Here is a 17,970-nt window from a genome sequence, read left to right on the forward strand (position 1 = left end):
CGTAATGATTCTATCATGGTGCTAACTTTTTGGGAATCAAAAGAAAAGAAGGTGGGGAATTTTGTGTTAGGTGTGGAAATGGTATATTATGCTACTGTACAGAAAAAATTGTAATGGAGGAAATGGAATGTATACTTCTATCTCGAATTTTATTGAAGAATGGAATCAAGAAGCAGCTTCAACTCAAAAGGTGTTAGATGCATTAACGGATGAATCGCTGCAACAAAAAGTTTCAGCTGACGACCGTTCATTAGGTGCAATTGCATGGCACATTGTTTCCAGTACACCAGGAATGCTGATTGAGTTTGGTGTAACTGTTGAATCGGTACAAAATGAAAACAGTGTTCCAACGTCAGCAAGAGAAATCGCTGAGACTTTTAGAAATGTTAGCGCTAACACAAGTAAAGCGATCGGCGAACAATGGACGGATGAAACCTTAGCTGAAATGAAAAATGTATTTGGAATGGAATTACAAAAGGCAGCGACTCTTAATATGCTCATCAAGCATATTGTTCACCATCGTGGGCAAATGACTGTCCTTATGCGTCAAGCAGGGTTACAGGTTCCTGGAATTTATGGTCCTTCAAGAGAAGAATGGAGCAAAATGGGAATGGAAGCACCGTCTATCTAAGAATTACATAGCTTGTATGGTAAGCACTCAGAATCTGGGTGCTTATTTTTGTCAAAACACCCCCAATTGTAACTATATCGAATGAAATCCTAATCCCCTGATTTTTGACAAATCTCTCAGACTTTTGATGTATTTTTTAAAAATGAAGGGCAAATCACCATTTTTGGATGTATAATAGATTCTTGTGTTGTTCTATTAAAAATAAGGAGGTAAATTTTGATGGAATGGACTTTAATTGGATTGTTTCTGTTATCCGCATTATTGCTAGGATTTTCATTATTTAAGTCATATCGTGACTCTAAAGTAGAAAAAAAGCAAATTGATTTAGTACATGTATCCATGATGAAAGAAATCAATAGCATCCAAGACACAATCCGAGATATCGAGCTTGATATAGAAGTAGTTATAAATGAAGCTGGTATTCAACTTTCTCCAGAGCGGAAGCTTTTCATTCGTGAAGTAATAGACCTATATAGACGTAATTACTCGATTGAAAGCATCGCTGAGAAAAAAGAAGTGCCAGAAACGGAAATTGAACAGCTGCTAGCACCTTTTCTGAAAATAAAGGATGAAGGGGGACTAGTTGCCAATGCGAATTAATCTATTGAGCAGCTTTGCAGCAGGAATTTTAATTTCTACCACGATTTGTGGCGTTGTTTATTTTTCTGATACTACTACTACTACTCAAAAAGCTTCTGCCAAATCTTCTGAAAAAGTTCAACTAACTGCAACACAGATGAAAGATAAACTTGAATCTGAAGGATATGTTGTTCAAACGAAGGAAGAACTTGAAAAAACGTTACAAGCTGCAAAAGGTACTGAAACAAAAGCGGCTGAACCAAAAGAAAAGGCTGTAACTCAAGTTGTCGTCAATGTAGCAGATGGAATGACGAGTATTGATGTCGCAAACGTACTTTTACAAGCAAAATTAATCCCTGATGCTTTCAAATTCACTCAGGATATTGAAGCTAGAGGGCTGCAAAACGCTTTACGTCCAGGTTCTTTTACCGTCACTAGCGACATGTCTTACGACCAAATCATCGCGACCATTTTTACAAATTAAATAACTAAAATTTAGCTGCTCTCTACGGGGCGGCTTTTCTTTTTGGTGGAATCTACTCGTATATTCCAAGATTACTTCAATATGATAAAATAAAACTATTATATACGGGGGAGCTATCAAATGGAACAAAAATCCTACTTCTATCAATTTATTGAGCCTATTTCTAAAGAACTAGCTCTTGTAGCAAGAGAATTAGAAAATAGTATTTTTTCCAGCCCAAGGACCATGCTGACACATGCCCGTGTTTTTGTAGAAAATATTTTGCAGCAGGTGATTACGATAGAACAATTGCCGCATGATCCTCGTGCAAACTTAAAAGATCAACTTGATATGCTTAGCGATAAAGGTTATTTATTTAAAGAAATTCTGGATGCGTTGCATTTAGTGAGGCAAAGTGGAAATCAAGCCGCACATGATTCAAGAGTGTTTCGTTTTTCTGAAGCGCTGCTATCTTGGGAGGCATTATACAAAATCGTTAAATGGTATGTAGAGGTGTATGGTCCAGTAGATATTACCGTTCCGGATTATCAGGATCCATCACCAATAATGGAAAAAAGATATGATATGACTGAACTGGAAATAAGACTCAAGTCACTTGAAGAACTTCTGGCTAATTCAGTTCAAAAGCTCACCACTGAGACTGCACATGCAGAAGCAGCGGTTAGTATTGAAACACCTTCTGCCATTGAGGAAGAGGTAAATCCAGGATTCACTCCTATTCGTACGATATCGTTTAATGGCAAACACCTAGAGGTTCCATACTTTCTTCGGGATGCCTTTTTACTGCCGCAACGATTTGATAAATCCGAAACCTTTCTTATTAGATTAGGTGCTGAGCAACAAGCAAGGATCATAAGTGAATTGCCAAGTAATCTGGCAGGTCTTCACAAACATGTTAAACGATACAGTGAAAAGAATGATGAAATACTGTTTGAAGAGTTAAGAACTTTTATTGAGGAAGAAAAAGTCAGAAGGCAGCTTTCACACGAACGACCAGGGGAATTGTTCTTCTTTTACAAAGCTGACCATATTGTTGTTACAGAGGAACTTTCAAAGGTTCTACTTACCGCATCTGAATTTTTCGGTATTCCGAGCTTATTAAGACAATTAAATGAGGATCAAATTGAATGTGTCGGTCAGCTTCCTAAGGAACTTGTGATTCTGGCAAAATACGAAAATGTTGGTATTGGAACTGTTGAAAAGCTGTTTGAGCAATTGAAGAAAAAAGCCAATGAAAAAACTGGAGCATCTGAGCCGGTAGAGGAGTCCGTTCAAACAAGTAATAAAAAATGGGATTCTTTGTATATCAATGTAAAGCTTGGGAAAGGCAACACGGTTATTCGGGGAGAAAGTGTTCCTGCACTTTGGAAAGAAGGTTTAAATTGGATTGAAGATCACCATCTTCCTCTACATCAATTTGTCAAAGAAGGTGTTGTCCTTGGTGCAACGGATAATGGTAAACGTTTTGCAATAGCACTTCAACCAGTTCATAAAGATAAGAGGCCGTTTACTCAAAAGCATACCTATCATTCTAAACGAACTGAGACTACCTATTATCTTGAAACCAAGATCAATCCTAAATCTGGACTAGAAACCCTCGCCAAACTCCTTATCCGTTTAGGCGTAGAGGTGAAAATTCCATTATTAGAAGGTACTGATTGATTAGATATTACTGACATTCTTTCATAAAGGATGTCAGTTTTTTTATTTTTCTAAAAAATAGAGTGTACCCATGAAACCAGAAGAGTTATAATTGGAATAAATTTAGAGTATCGAAATAATGTAAGAAGATATTCTAACTAAAAGGTGTTGGAGAGAATGAAAAAAGTAGAAGAAAATCTAAGTATGAAATCCTTGTTCATCTTTTTTATCCCATTAGGATTATCTGCGAGCCTTGTGACAATTTCCCATATTATTATCAACAGTACATTAGTTAGAGCAGAAAACTCTGAATTTATTTTGGCAAGTTATGCGATTGCCATGAGTTTGTTTGTTATAACAGAACGGCTAGGAAATTTGCTGCGTCAAACTTGTTCATCATTGGTGAGAGATAAAGATTCCTATAAATTAATGTCCCATTTTGCCTTTTACCTAATCTTTTGTTTAATGTTGGTAGCCATTTCCGTTGCCTATACACCGGTAGGAGATTTTATTTTTGCTAAAATTTTTGGAGCTAAAGTATCGATGGTGGATGATATTAAGCGCATTTACCAAGTACTTATCTTTGTTACGATTTTTTCTGCCCTTCGTTGTTTAGCCCAAGGAATCATTATCTATAACCGACAAACGAAATGGTTAACCATTGGAATGGTGATAAGGCTTGCTGCCATGTATTTGTTGTCTTTATATTTCATTCACAGTGGTCATATTACAGGAACATCTGGTGCAATCATTTTCTTAATTGGGATGATGATTGAATGTTTCATCAGTTTTATTGAAGCGAGGAGTTTAGTTCGCAAAATGCCTGCGAAACATGAGCTACATATAGGGTCTAAGAAAACGATATTAAAATTTTATAGTCCGCTAATGTTTTCTTCTGTTATTGTCGTTATGATTGGCCCTGCAATCAATATTTCTCTAGGGAAAACCGTTAATATTGAACTTGCTATTGCAAGTTACGCCATCGCCTTGAGTGTAACTCAATTGATTTTAAGTTTTTTCACCTATATCCATCAAATTGTCATCAATTTTTATGGAGAACATAATACCCTGGTGAAAAAATTCACACTTGTGGTCGGTTTTGTCCCCTTTATATTAGTGGGGGTATTATCCTTTACTCCGCTAGGAAGTATATTTCTGGAGCATGTGATTGGGGTAAACGGCAGACTGTTAGATGCAAGTTTACAAGTGCTGAAAGTTACGATGTTAATGGCGCTTGTGTTTCCGTTTGTCGATTACTTCAATGGCTTATTGATGGTCTATAAGCAAACAAAAGTAACGATTTTTTCACAGTCAGCGAATTTCGTTGTTACCTTGATTGCGTTAATCATCGGCGTTAATTTTGCCTCACAATGGAATGGATCAATTGGTGCCATAGCACTATCGCTTGGTTTTTTAGCAGAGTTAATGGTTGTCAGCAGTTTTGTCCAGGCAATAGAAGGGAAACCAATGTTTCGAATAAAAGGTTTATCGAGAGCAGGGAAGAATAATAGTGTTTGATAAGATTACTTAGTTCATTAAAACAGACCTCATGAACACTTCATGAGGTCTATTGACGCTATCTTACAAAAGCCATTATTCAAGTATCTTATCTACGATTTCCTTTATGTGATAGGAAGGGATGGCAACGCCAACAATTTCTTTTGCCTCTATTTCAGGATTTTGCAAGGTAGCAAAAATGACACCAATCACCTCACCATTTTGATTCAAGACTGGGCTGCCACTGTTCCCTTTATAAATAGGGGCTTCAATCATCATTACCGGAACCTTCCAGTCAACTAACTGGACTTTTCCAACTATCGTGCCTTCGTTGGCTATTTGGGTAAAAGCTAACGGATTTCCGATAAATAATATTTTCTCTCCTGCCCAATTTTCCCAGCCTTTTTCATTAGATACCGGGAGATAAGGGAGGTTTTCAGCATCGATATCTATAATCGCAACATCAATTCCAGGATTCCTCAAGATAACTTTGCCAGCATATGAATCTCCAGATTTGAAATGAACATTTACTCTATTCGTTCGTGCGACAACATGTTCATTGGTCACAATGAATCCATCAGCTGTAACGGTAAAGCCAGTTCCTTTCGTTCCGTCCCATTCAATTGTCACAACCGATTTTTTGTATTCTTTCACTTCAGGCTGTTTTGATAATTGATTAGATACTTTAACAAATTCGATAGCAGGGAGGTTGAAAATATTAATCCACACCTCTAAACCGCTTATTAAAAGAGCCAGAACTAGCAATGAACTAACCATTTTTACAATGGATTTGTTTCGCTTTTTCTTCTTCCGTTTTTCTTCTTGCCATTCCTGATCATCTTCTGGCATGAAAAAAGCTTCCCAATTTATTTCTTCTTCCGTTTGTTTTTGATCCTTATCATCCACATTCAATCCCTCATTACCATTTGTATATTCCTATTATATCTTAGGAATTAACGATTGTATCTTTACCGCATTTATAAAATAGAATCCGTTTTGATATTAAGTACAGAATATGTTAGAATAAATTCTAACTTATAAGAAATGGAGGTTTTCCCTTTGACTGCGTCTATGAGACTACGATTCCCGGCTTTGAACTGTTAATTGAATAGGTTCAGGGACTTTGCTTTCTTAGCAGAGTACGGGAGTGGTCTGTCTATTTTTAGGGAAACCTTTATTTTACGATGTTGTAAACAGAGGGGGACGGGACGATTCTGCCCTCTTTTTTGCGTCTTTTAATTTAATATTAGTTTCTGTAAAAATGTCCTTGACCACCCAAAACAAATAAAAAAATATATAGGACGTGTAATCTATGGAAACAAATAATCATTGGAAAAGAAATACGATTCTCTTTTTAGGGAGTCAAACGATATCGCTTTTTGGATCAGCCTTGGTACAGTATGCGATTATGTGGTACATCACCTTGAACACTCAGTCAGGTGTGATGATGACGATTTCCATAATCTGTGGATTTGTTCCAACCTTTTTTCTTTCTCCATTTGCAGGGGTTTGGGCAGATCGCTACAATCGAAAAATCCTGATTATCCTATCAGATTCCTTAATAGCCATTTCAACTCTTGTTTTAGCCATTCTGTTTTTAATGGGGTACGAGGCACTTTGGTTATTATTTCTTATGTCAGCGATTCGGGCGATAGGTACAGGTATTCAAGGTCCGGCGGTTGGAGCTATTCTTCCTCAGTTAGTTCCAGAGGATAATCTCACAAAAGTGAACGGAATAAATGGCAGTATCCAAGCACTTATTATGCTGGTAGCGCCTATGGTAAGTGCAGCACTTCTGACGATGGCTTCAATGGAAGCAATCTTCTTTATAGATGTAGTCACTGCAGCAATCGCGGTTTTTATCTTACTCACCTTTTTGCATATTCCAATCCATGCAAAGGCTGCAGAAAAGCAAACAACCAGCTATTTCAGCGACTTGAAACAAGGGTTTATCTATATTCAAAATCACGCTTTTGTTAAAAAGTTTTTTGTGTTTTTTGCGTTTTTCTTTGTATTGGCTGCACCGGTAGCTTTTCTAACTCCACTACAGGTCACGCGGAGTTTTGGTGATGACGTGTGGCGATTAACAGCCATCGAAATTACGTTCTCGATTGGAATGATGCTGGGTGGGGTGTTCATGGCTTCATGGGGAGGATTTAAAAACAAGATTCATACCATGACGCTAGCCGCCCTTGTGATGGGTGCTTGTACTTTCGCACTCGGTGTTGTCCCTAATTTTTGGATTTATATCATTTTCATGGGAATCGTAGGAGTTGCGATGCCGATCTTTAATACACCATCCACAGTTCTTTTACAAGAGAAGGTAGAAGGAGATTATCTTGGAAGAGTCTTTGGTGTTTTAGGAATGATTTCAACTTCCATGATGCCACTAGGGATGCTCATTTTTGGACCAATCGCAGACATTATCGATATTGAATGGCTGCTAATCGGAACCGGTCTGCTTATGTTCATACAAGGATTCTTCTTAGTTGGCAGTAAGGTCCTTCTTGAGGCAGGCAAACCAGTTGTCAAAGAAAGCACCAATTAGAAGGTGATACAAAAAGCCGTTTTCTTTTTAAAAGAAGACGGCTTTTTGCTTTTACAATTTACGAAAACTTGATAGGAGGTGCCAGTCACTGGTCAAGGTGTAAATGCTAAAAAATTATTAGTTTGCAGCACGTTTTCTTTCATCTTTCTTATCTGTTTTATAACCATTAGCCCAGAATTCTGCATTCTTAATACCTAATTTAGTAGAATTAAATTCAGGGTCTAAGCCTTGCTTCAGCTGCTCTTCATAATCCTTTAGAGCAATATTCGCTGGTTTGAATAATAAAAGAATTGCGATTAAGTTCAACCATACCATGATTCCAAGTCCGATATCACCCATTGCCCAAGCTGTCTCGGCAGTCTTTACTGATCCATAGAAAGTAGAACCTAATAGAATAAATTTTAAAATGGTCATTGCTAATTTTCTATGTTTACCCTTAACTAAATAAGCAAGATTGGTTTCTGCGATATAGTAATAAGCAAAAATCGTCGTGAAGGCAAAGCAGAATAGAGCCAACGCAATAAATCCTGATCCGAATCCTGGAATAATTGTATCAACGGCTGCTTGAGTGTAAGCAGGACCACTTTCAACTCCTTTAAGATTCTCCACTAAGACTTCCCCAGTTTTTTCATTTACTGTATTGTACGAATTTGTAAATAAAATCATAAAAGCAGTCGCAGTAACGATTAGGAACACATCTAGATAAATGGAAAATGCTTGGACTAGTCCTTGTTTTGCCGGGTGTGATACTTCTGCGGCAGCTGCAGGGTGAGCACCTGTTCCTTGTCCTGCTTCATTTGCATATAAACCACGTTTTACACCCCACATAATGGTTGAACCGAGAATACCACCGAACATTCCCTCAGCGCCAAATGCACTTTTAAAAATCAGAGTAAATACTTCTGGAATTCTATCGAAATTCATCGCGATGATCGCTATGGCGACAAGTAAATATCCGGCCGCCATAAAAGGAACGAGAAATTCCGCAACTCTCGCGATCCGCTTAACGCCGCCAAAAATAATAAGTCCCATAAGTAAGACAACTACTAAACCAGTAATGGAACTTTCAATTCCAAAAGCATTGCTAACACCTTCAGCAATTGCATTCGCCTGAATACCTGGCATGAGTACAGCCATTGCGAGGAGTGTTGCAATAGCAAAAATAACGGCAAACCATTTCCACCCAAGTCCCTTTTCAATATAGAAGGCAGGACCGCCTCGATACTCTCCATCTTGCTTTTCTTTATAGATTTGAGCTAGGGTGGATTCAACAAAAGCCGAAGCGGCTCCGATAAAGGTGATCACCCACATCCAAAATACAGCTCCGGGCCCGCCGAAGGCAATTCCCGTTGCTGTTCCGGCAATATTCCCGACTCCAATACGGCCTGATAAAGACATTGCCAATGCTTGAAAGGAAGAGACACCCTCATTGGAGCTTTTTCCAGAAAATAGTAGACGAACCATTTCCTTTACATGACGAATCTGCAGAAATCTTGTCCGCACGCTAAAGTACAATCCAACAGCACAAATAAAGATGATGAGAGGTGCGCTCCATAAATAACTGTTAATGGTAGCAACAAATTGTTCAAACATAGAATTCCTCCTTTGTTATGTATTAATTGGCATATAATATCCTGATGTTGTATAACAAGGTGACATTAAAAGTATAAAATAATATAGGTTGATATTTCAATAGAATATTCTATAAATTCCATATATTGTGACTTTAGTAATATAATAATTATATAAAAAGGACAAGCTTCATTTATGAGGCTTGTCCTTTTTGGTTATTTTCTAGAAAATGCATAGATCAAAACACTTTTGATGATACTCGGCTTCATCAAGGATGTGATCGGTCGAACAAGATTCATCACTTTAATAAACGAGTCGTAAACGTATTGATTTTGTGACGATAGAAGAAAGATTTTTTTTGCATACCATTGCTGGATGGAGAGTCCAACTGGCTTTTTTCCCCTGGTTTCAGAGTATCGAAAATCTTCTGTTATGACCATATTCCAAATAGGGCCAATAATTTTTCCTGCCTTTTTATGAAAGGCAGTTGGAACTTTATCCAGTTCACGATGATGTTTTTGCAACAGTTTTTTCAGTGCAAGCGTTTCTAATACTGCAATACTCATTCCTTGACCAAATACGGGATCGATTCTGCAGAATGTGTCACCAATCAACAGCAGACCACTTGGTAGGTTCTCTAGCTTATCAAATCGCCTCCAAATGATATGGGGAACACGATAAATAGATGTTTTGGATAACGGGGTTGCATTTTCTATTTCTTGATAGATATCTTGTTTTGGAAGTTTCCTCGCTAACTCAACAAAACTCTCATCACTTTTTAGTACTGCATTATCATTAACGGCATTGTGGTATCCCATCAGTGTGACAATATAACGATTATCCTCTACTTTTGAGATCGTTCCGCCTATTTTTTCATGTGGCGGATTTGGATATACCAACTTAATCTTCCAACCCCTGTCTTTTTTTCCAGACAGCTGAAATTGTTTACTAATATAACTAAGGTTGATATCAACTTTTTCAGTTGGAACTGCCATTTGGCGTTTATCTAACCAACTTGATGAAAGACTGCTAACGCCACTTGCATCCACCACTAAGTCAGCTTTCAATGATTTATCTTTTAGTTGAACACCAATGATACGGTTTTTTGCTTCATTAAACAAAAAATCTTGGACAATTTGATTGTACTGAAATATTACGTTAGGAATTTTTTTAATATATTGTTCGATATGCCATTCTAAATGCGGTCTGGTTTGTAATGTTGTACTATATTTACCATCGTATCGAAGTTTCCACACCCCATGATGAAACCAGGAAAGATCTAAGGTAGAATTGATTTTCACAGCCCCGCCACCATAAAAATCTTCGGTTATTCCAGGGAATAACTCTTCGAGACCATACTCGCCAGCATGAAGAAGGGCATGTAAATGTTCGCCTTGCGGAGCACCTTTTCTAGGTGAAGGTCCAACTGGTTCATGGTCACGTTCTAGGATGATCACTTCCTTATAAAAATCTGATAATACACGCGCAACTAATTTACCAGAAATTCCACCGCCAATAATGATTGCTTTATTGTTTAAAGTCACGAAATGTTCCACCTGCCATAATAATTAGTAAAATTGCGAAAAGAAAAAGCAACCCCATGGGTTACTTAGGTTAGGCTCCACGTTTTTCTGAGATGTATAAAGAATTGGTTTCATCCCAGTGAAAAATACCTTCTTGGAGTTGTATAGTTGAATCAAATGGGCGAGGGATCGGTAACTTTCCTAACTCCTCCAGCAATTGTTCTCTTAATTGATGGAGTTCATTTCTTGAAGCAATTCGTATCACTTGTTTCAAGGAAAGATCCTTTAAGTTAACATTTTTACTGTTGCAAATGCTATCTTGGAAAGGTTTATTAAACTGAATCATCATTTGTAAATCATTAAGGCAGGCAACCCCAAAAACATCTTTTATGATGTCGTCATATTTAAGTTGATAGCCTGTCGCAAATTTAATAATCTTTTTTTCGGGATTTTCTAAAATATAAATGGTATCAATTTGATTGTTCAATTATAAGCACCCTTTTGTTCTAATCGGCAGTATAAATCGCTTTATATCACCGCTTTAGTTTGTTAAATCATTGTTCTTTTATTATAGCATAGATTTCAATTTTGATGTAATAGACAACTTGTATGTGACATTTGTCATACCCTGCACATGACACCTGGTACTTACCGTAATAATTTTATTTCCCTATACTAGATTTAACGACACAAACTGAAGGGAATTAAAAAATATGTCAGTACAAGAAAATACTAAGAATTTACGAAAACAGGTTGCTCCATTTGAAAAATCAACTACAAAACAAAGTGTATGGCAAATCATAAACACGGTTGGACCGTTTATCTTATTATGGTTTCTTGCTTATCAAAGCTTAGCTGTTTCTTATTGGTTAGCATTGGTTCCAATTATTCTTGCAGCTGGATTTTTAACCAGAATTTTTATCATCTTTCATGACTGTACCCATCACTCGTTCTTTAAAAATAGACGCGCAAATCGCGCAGTTGGTACTGCAATGGGAGTTCTAACGTTATTCCCGTTTGATCAATGGGGTCATGAGCACTCTGTTCATCATGCTACAAGTGGAAACTTGGATAAGCGTGGAACTGGAGATATTTGGACTTTAACTGTTGATGAGTACTTGGCTGCACCGCTTAAAATGCGTTTGGCTTATCGTTTCTACCGCAATCCAATCGTTATGTTTGGTTTAGGGCCAATCTGGGTTTTCCTTTTGAAAAATCGTTTTAACCGTAAAGGTGCCCGTAAGAAAGAAGTAATGAACACGTATTTAACCAATGTTCTGATTGTAACTTTAATGGCTGTACTTTGGGTAACAGTTGGCTGGCAAGCATTTTTACTCGTACATGGTTCTATCTTTATGCTTGCAGGTTCAATAGGTATTTGGTTATTTTATGTGCAGCATACATTTGAGGATTCTTACTTTGAAGAAGATAAAGATTGGGAATATGTAAAAGCAGCGGTTGAAGGAAGTTCTTTTTATAAACTCCCAAAACTTTTGCAATTTCTAACAGGTAATATTGGTTTTCACCATGTTCATCATTTAAGTCCTAGGGTTCCGAATTATAAGTTAGAAGAGGCTCATAATGAGACACTTCCATTACAAAACGTACCAACAATCTCACTTGCAACAAGCTTAAAGTCACTTCGTTTCCGTTTATGGGATGAAAAAGCAAAGAACTTTGTGGCTTTTAAAGATGTGAAAGCTTTGGCGAAAAAACGTATTTCTGTTCAAGCAAAACCAGAAGTTTAATTTTACCCAACTGGCTGACTCTCCTTTTGAAAAAGGGGAGTCCCTGCATGACTAGCAGCTGGCGATAAGGAGAGATAAAATGATTCGAATTGTAATTGCAGAGGATCAGGCATTGCTTTTAGAGGCCATGGGTAATCTGCTGAATTTAGAAGATGATATCGAAGTTGTTGGTCAAGCAGGCAATGGGGTAGAAGCGCTAACACTTGTACAACAATTACAGCCAGATGTATGCATTATGGATATCGAAATGCCTGAGAAAAATGGGCTTGAGGCTGCTGAAGTTTTACAGGATAGCGATTGTAAAGTGATCATTCTAACAACCTTTGCCAGACCAGGATATTATCAACGTGCACTAAGGGCTGATGTAAGAGGGTACTTACTGAAAGATAATCCTAGTGAGGAATTAGCATCCTCAATCCGCAGCGTAATGGATGGAATGCGAATTTATTCCAATGAACTCCTGGATGAAGATTGCAATGAAGAAAATATCGGAATACTCGCACAGAAGTCTTCTCAAAATAATAAGGGCTCTGTCAAAAATTATTTATCCTCTATTATGGATAAAATAAAGTTGCCAACAGGCTAAAAGCATCCAATTTGGATGCTTTTTGTGGTTTAAGCTAATAAAATGGTATTGTTTTCTATAACGTAATTAACAAAAGGTTTTGACCTGGTTAGTGACCCCAATCTTGAAAAATCAGAGCGAGTGATGAAAGCAATGCTCTAAATGAAGAAAATGGACATTAGAACATTAATGGAGGCGTAGGAGGGCTAGGTTAATAAACATCGAACCACATAGGTTCATCGTCCTCAGGATCTCCATTGTAATTGATTAGAATTTCATCACCAGATTTGATATCTCGATAGGCATAAATATCAATGGTCTTGTTTTTTAAATTGAGTTTATATAAGGCATTCGGGGTGTAGGAGTGGTTAAATAACGATCCATATCCAAGTGCCAAAGCACATTCATCTAGGTCCTCGCCCCACCAGAATGCGTATTCAACCAAGATGGTTTTCTTCAAATATTGATACTCCTCTTTAGGGGATATAATCACGGGTGCTTCATGGATCAACTCGCCTTTTTTTATTTTGCGGGTTGCAAAGATCCCTCGCCCATATTTAGATTTCTTCACTTCGAACATATATTTAGCACCACCATAAATTTGAATAATACAATTTTGTATTATTCTATGACAGAATGGGTAAATTTGTTTTAGTAATCCTATTTAGGAGGTAACGAGATGACTGAAACACCAGAGGGAAATAGAAAAACATTTTGTGCCAATGAGTATGATGTATTAAAGCGTGTGATTCTATGTCAGCCACAATATATGACAATTCGTGAAGCCATTAATGAGACACAAAAGGAATTTGAAGATGAAGGTATACATATAAAAACTGCATTAGAACAACATCGGGAATTTGTTCGAACATTAGAATCACATGAAATAGAGGTGATTTTATTACCCTATCATAAAAAATACCCCGAGCAGGTGTTTACGAGAGATATTGGTTTTACGTTAGGGCAAACCATTTTTGTAGCGAAAATGGCTCATGATGTCAGAATTGGTGAAGAAGATGTATTGAAACAGTGGTTAGAAGACGAGGAAATATCTTATTACAATTTGGCAGAGGATCTGATCGAAGGTGGAGATGTAATCATTGATGGGGAAACCATTTACGTTGGCTTGAGTAATCGGACCCATAAGGAAGCAGTAGAACATTTGCAAGGTCTACTAAATCAATATGATGTGAAAGCTATTCCGTTTAAGGCAAAATATCTCCATTTGGATTGTGTTTTTAATGTTGTATCTCCTGAAGTTGCCCTAATCTATAAGCCAGCACTAACAGATGAAGATATTGCCCTTTTTTCATCTCGCTATGAATGTATTGAAGTGTCAGAAGATGAACAATTTACACTTGGAACCAATGTTTTAAATATCGGGAACAAGAAGATAGTAAGTTTACCCGTTAATAAGCAGGTAAACGAACAGTTACGGAACAGAGGATTTGAAGTGATAGAAGTGGATATTACTGAAATTATCAAATCAGGCGGGTCCTTCCGCTGTTGTACACTTCCAATCTTGAGGGGATAAGAAAAAGGCTGTCCGAGTATATCGGACAGCCTTTTTTCTTGTCTAGCTTCAGCGCCTAGAGGCTCTCAGGTCTAAGCCAATCCGTCAAGAGGTAAAGACCAACCTTCTCGCCGGCTTGTCTTATGCCTGTCGCCTCTGGGAAAAAATGAACTGCTTTTTTCCTTGGGCAAGGCGCTTAAGCTTTTCTTAGTGAAATCATCCAGGCTATAGCCCTTGTTGATTTCGTAATGTTTGTTCAGCGTAAGCAACTAGACGTTTTGTCATTTCGCCGCCAACCGAACCATTTGCTCGCGCGGTCGTATCAGCACCAAGTTGAACTCCAAACTCGTTGGCGATTTCTTCCTTCATTTGATTCAGAACATTGTCTGCCCCAGGAACCAATAGTTTGTTTCTAGCCATGATACATCACTCCCGTCGAAGTTTTTTGTTTGAGCAATGTAGTATTGCTCGTAGTTACTTTACCCTAATTCGAGTGCATTAATTAGCATAATAATTCTGTGTATAATAAGGCTGTGATTTATCATTAAAGGCGACACCCACACCGAGGTATTCATAATCGTGTCGCAATATATTTTCCCGATGTCCAAGTGAGTTCATTAATCCTTCATGCGCAAAAATACTGCTTAATTGACCATATGCAAGGTTTTCTCCAGCTAAATTAAAGGCAACTTCATCCTCTTTCATGCGATCAAACGGTGTTTGGCCTTCCAAATTTTTATGATCAAAATAATCATTCTCTGCCATATCTAAACTATGCTCGCGGGCTGTTTCCTTTACATGGTCATCCCAGGTTAAGATGGGGAGCTGGTGATTTACCCGAGCGGCATTGGTGATATCAAACATTTGATATTCAAAGCCTTCTTTTAAAGTTGGGGTTGCTTCGGTGTAAAAATCTTTTTTATTCTCCTCTATCGCTTTGCTGATAATTTGTAACCCCGTAACGGTATTGTTCTCATGCTTATCATAAAATACAGTTACATACGCATCATCCAGCAAAAACAAATCATTGTCGTTATCTTCTTGAAGTTGATAAATGACTAATCCTTTTTGGACTTTGGTGATTGGTTCGCCAAGGATACTTCGGACACTTTCTTTCGTCGTACTGCCGATTTTGATTCCATTGGTAGAAGCTACTAAATCTTGGTTGGTATAAAGGCCAGCTGCTTTGTTATTTTCATTGTACATAATCATAAAAAAGTCATGGTAATTCTCATGATAAGCATGCCAATCGGTTCCGTATTCATTGAGCGAAATTCGTTTGGCTGCGCCCAAATTATGCTCGATATCAGCTTTTGCATTTCCAAGTTCAACATTATGAATAGAAAAGGTTTGTTCTACAGGGGGTGTTAACTCCAGTTTTTCCTGTGGCACTTCATTGGATTTTTCTTCTGTCAACGGAAGTTCATCCAATTGAAAGCCGATTTGTGCGAGTAACTGCTGGATATCGTCATATAAAATACTAAACGTTTCAGGTACTTCAAGATTATCTTTTAATGACGACACAATATCTGCTTGAATCGTGGAATTATCTAACTGCTTTGCAATAAAAGGCCAAGAAATATATATTAAAAATAAAATGGCGATTAATCTAAGAAAACGAAACATCATTTTTTCCTCCAATTCTATTAGGAGTATAGCCAGGTTCGAATAAATGTATAATATTTTTGTTTGTAAATCAAGATAATTTTTCGTTACAAAAATTATATCAGTGTTAAATACAATATATCAGCGATTAACCACATTATATAGGCGTTAACTTAAATATATCGGCGATAAACAGAATATATCAGCGTTGCACAAAAAATAAATGTCAGGCACTTGAAACCAAATGTCTGACATTTATCATTTAGGTGATTAAATTTCAAGGATGATTGGAAGAATCATCGGCTTTCTTTTCGTATGCTTGAACAAATACTGTCCTACTGATTTTTTAATATGTTGCTTCATTACGTTCCATTGTCGGATATTATCTGCTTCTAACTCAAGAATCGTCTTCTTAACCAGACGATTAATTTCTCTTATCAAATCCTCGGATTCCTTTACATATACGAATCCACGTGTAATCGTGTCAGGACCTTGAATAATTTTTCGATCAGATTTACTAATGGTTAACACAACCACCAGCATACCATCTTCTGAGAGCTGCCTGCGGTCACGTAATACAATTTCACCTACATCCCCAACACTAATGCCATCTACATATGTGTCACCAGCAGGAATATTTCGTGTCTGATGAGCAATTGAATTTTGAATATCAACGACATCACCATTTTTGATGATGAAGGTATTACCTTTTTCAACACCCACCGATTCCGCTAACTGCTTATGATGATGAAGCATTCTATACTCACCATGAATCGGAATGAAATAGGTAGGCTTCATTAATGTAAGCATGAGTTTTAAGTCTTCCTGGTAACCATGACCGGAAACATGCATACCGGTTGAACTGCCGGAGCCATAAATAACCTTAGCACCTAATTGAAATAAGTTGTCAATGATTCGAGAAACACCTTTCTCGTTTCCAGGAATAGGCGACGCTGCCAAAATAACAGTGTCCCCAGGATAAATCGTGGCATCGCGATAATTGCCTGTTGATAAACGGGCAAGAGCCGCATTGGGTTCACCCTGACTTCCAGTACACAGAATCACGACTTTATCAGGAGGAAACTGTTCGATTTCATTTGCACTGATGAGCATTCCCTCCGGAACATCTAAATACCCTCGCTCAAGTGCAACATCTACCACGTTTACCATGCTGCGTCCAAGCAAGGCTAGCTTACGATTCGTCTTGATCGCTGCCTCGACGACTTGTTGAACCCTGTTCACGTTTGATGCAAAGGTGGAAAGGATGATTTTCCCCTCAGCTTTCAAAAATGCTTCCACCAAATGTTCACCAACCATTTGCTCAGAAGGAGATAAACCTTTGCGTTCGGCATTGGTACTTTCGGATATTAGCGCAATAACACCTTGTTGACCAATCTGAGCCATTTTATGAATATCACTAAATTGGTCATTTGAAGGTGTTAAATCGAACTTAAAGTCACCTGTATGAACGACATTTCCCTCTGGTGTATGAAAAACAATCCCAAGACAATCAGGAATGCTATGACTCACTTTGAAAAAGGAGCAACTTATTTCGCCAAACTCAAGAGTAGACTCCGAATGAATGGTTACTAACTCAGTATCACGAAGAAGGCGATGCTCTTCTAACTTTAATTCAATTAGACCTAATGTAAACCGAGTAGCATAAATCGGTACATTTAATCTTTTTAAAAAGAAAGGGATACCGCCGATATGGTCTTCGTGACCGTGTGTCACAATCATCGCACGGATCCGATCCTGATTTTCCTCTAAATAAGTCATATCAGGGATTATCAGGTCAATTCCCATTAAACTCTCGTCTGGAAATTTACCTCCGCAATCAACCACCAAAATATCGTCTCCATATTCAATTACATACATGTTCTTACCAATTTCATTGATTCCGCCTAATGCGAAAATAGATAATTGTTTCATTTTCACGTTTATTCCTCCCGGATACAATTAGATGGATTTAGTATTCCCGTGAAAAACGTGAGTATGTTAAAGCAAGAGTTTTTGCTCTCAAAAAACATTTCACAATTTTAAAAAAATATATTGATTTTTGGA

The 17,970-nt window shown here is 37.6% G+C and carries 17 protein-coding genes; 9 read left to right on the top strand and 8 right to left on the bottom strand.

Features of this window, described 5'->3' with window-relative positions; all coding sequences use genetic code 11:
* Nucleotides 1–127: 127 nt before the first annotated feature.
* The 5 genes from QUG14_RS01710 (at nt 128) to QUG14_RS01730 (ending at nt 4,853) form a co-directional block, all read left to right on the top strand.
* The gene (locus QUG14_RS01710; RefSeq protein ID WP_289338754.1) at nt 128–631 is read left to right on the top strand and encodes a DinB family protein; all 504 of its coding nucleotides are present in this window, start codon (nt 128–130) and stop codon (nt 629–631) included.
* 219 nt (nt 632–850) lie between these two features.
* A complete protein-coding gene (locus QUG14_RS01715; protein ID WP_289338756.1) occupies nt 851–1,231 on the top strand; it encodes a hypothetical protein in 381 nt (126 codons plus the stop codon).
* On the top strand, nt 1,221–1,694 hold the full coding sequence (locus QUG14_RS01720) for an MltG/YceG/YrrL family protein (RefSeq protein WP_289338757.1): 474 nt from the start codon (nt 1,221–1,223) through the stop codon (nt 1,692–1,694). The genes QUG14_RS01715 and QUG14_RS01720 overlap by 11 nt, the downstream gene beginning before the upstream one ends.
* A 120-nt stretch (nt 1,695–1,814) precedes the next feature.
* Complete coding sequence (locus QUG14_RS01725; protein WP_289338758.1) at nt 1,815–3,356, top strand: DUF4145 domain-containing protein; 1,542 nt, start codon at nt 1,815–1,817, stop codon at nt 3,354–3,356.
* 156 nt (nt 3,357–3,512) lie between these two features.
* Complete coding sequence (locus tag QUG14_RS01730) at nt 3,513–4,853, top strand: multi antimicrobial extrusion protein MatE (RefSeq protein ID WP_289338760.1); 1,341 nt, start codon at nt 3,513–3,515, stop codon at nt 4,851–4,853.
* A gap of 75 nt (nt 4,854–4,928) precedes the next feature.
* On the opposite strand, the gene QUG14_RS01735 is transcribed toward QUG14_RS01730, so the two are convergent.
* Nucleotides 4,929–5,738 carry a S1C family serine protease gene (locus QUG14_RS01735; RefSeq protein WP_289338761.1) on the bottom strand — a complete coding sequence of 270 codons (810 nt, stop codon included), beginning with the start codon at nt 5,736–5,738 and terminating at the stop codon, nt 4,929–4,931.
* A gap of 406 nt (nt 5,739–6,144) precedes the next feature.
* Here QUG14_RS01735 and QUG14_RS01740 point away from each other — a divergent pair, with 406 nt between their 5' ends.
* Nucleotides 6,145–7,380, top strand: a complete 1,236-nt coding sequence (locus QUG14_RS01740; RefSeq protein ID WP_289338763.1) for an MFS transporter — start codon at nt 6,145–6,147, stop codon at nt 7,378–7,380.
* A 117-nt stretch (nt 7,381–7,497) separates the two neighbouring features.
* Here the strand turns inward: QUG14_RS01740 and QUG14_RS01745 are convergent, their stop codons facing one another.
* From QUG14_RS01745 to QUG14_RS01755, 3 genes are all read right to left on the bottom strand, one after another.
* Nucleotides 7,498–8,973 (bottom strand): alanine/glycine:cation symporter family protein, encoded by a 1,476-nt coding sequence (locus tag QUG14_RS01745; protein WP_289338765.1) that lies wholly within the window; start codon nt 8,971–8,973, stop codon nt 7,498–7,500.
* 194 nt (nt 8,974–9,167) lie between these two features.
* Nucleotides 9,168–10,496, bottom strand: a complete 1,329-nt coding sequence (locus tag QUG14_RS01750) for a glutamate synthase subunit beta (protein ID WP_289338766.1) — start codon at nt 10,494–10,496, stop codon at nt 9,168–9,170.
* Nucleotides 10,497–10,566: 70 nt separating this feature from the next.
* On the bottom strand, nt 10,567–10,962 hold the full coding sequence (locus QUG14_RS01755; protein ID WP_289338768.1) for a hypothetical protein: 396 nt from the start codon (nt 10,960–10,962) through the stop codon (nt 10,567–10,569).
* 226 nt (nt 10,963–11,188) lie between these two features.
* Between QUG14_RS01755 and desA the strand changes: the two genes are divergently transcribed.
* Together desA and QUG14_RS01765 are read left to right on the top strand one after the other, a co-directional pair.
* Nucleotides 11,189–12,223 carry a Delta(5) desaturase DesA gene (gene desA / locus QUG14_RS01760; RefSeq protein WP_289338771.1) on the top strand — a complete coding sequence of 345 codons (1,035 nt, stop codon included), beginning with the start codon at nt 11,189–11,191 and terminating at the stop codon, nt 12,221–12,223.
* 79 nt (nt 12,224–12,302) lie between these two features.
* Nucleotides 12,303–12,809, top strand: a complete 507-nt coding sequence (locus tag QUG14_RS01765) for a response regulator (protein ID WP_289338772.1) — start codon at nt 12,303–12,305, stop codon at nt 12,807–12,809.
* A gap of 190 nt (nt 12,810–12,999) precedes the next feature.
* Here the strand turns inward: QUG14_RS01765 and QUG14_RS01770 are convergent, their stop codons facing one another.
* Nucleotides 13,000–13,368: an SET domain-containing protein gene (locus QUG14_RS01770; protein WP_289338773.1), complete on the bottom strand. Its 369-nt coding sequence runs from the start codon at nt 13,366–13,368 to the stop codon at nt 13,000–13,002.
* A gap of 99 nt (nt 13,369–13,467) precedes the next feature.
* On the opposite strand from QUG14_RS01770, the gene QUG14_RS01775 reads away from it, so the two are divergent.
* Complete coding sequence (locus tag QUG14_RS01775; protein WP_289338774.1) at nt 13,468–14,322, top strand: dimethylarginine dimethylaminohydrolase family protein; 855 nt, start codon at nt 13,468–13,470, stop codon at nt 14,320–14,322.
* A 204-nt stretch (nt 14,323–14,526) separates the two neighbouring features.
* Here QUG14_RS01775 and QUG14_RS01780 read toward each other — a convergent pair whose 3' ends face one another.
* The 3 genes from QUG14_RS01780 to QUG14_RS01790 form a co-directional block, all read right to left on the bottom strand.
* Nucleotides 14,527–14,721, bottom strand: coding sequence for an alpha/beta-type small acid-soluble spore protein (locus tag QUG14_RS01780; protein ID WP_289338775.1), 195 nt, complete (start codon nt 14,719–14,721; stop codon nt 14,527–14,529).
* Nucleotides 14,722–14,799: 78 nt separating this feature from the next.
* Complete coding sequence (locus QUG14_RS01785) at nt 14,800–15,927, bottom strand: CAP domain-containing protein (protein WP_289338777.1); 1,128 nt, start codon at nt 15,925–15,927, stop codon at nt 14,800–14,802.
* Nucleotides 15,928–16,176: 249 nt separating this feature from the next.
* Nucleotides 16,177–17,838, bottom strand: coding sequence for a ribonuclease J (locus QUG14_RS01790; protein ID WP_289344045.1), 1,662 nt, complete (start codon nt 17,836–17,838; stop codon nt 16,177–16,179).
* Between the last annotated feature and the right edge of the window lie 132 nt (nt 17,839–17,970).

The organism is Neobacillus sp. CF12, assembly GCF_030348765.1.
In the GTDB taxonomy this organism is placed as follows: domain Bacteria; phylum Bacillota; class Bacilli; order Bacillales; family Cytobacillaceae; genus Neobacillus.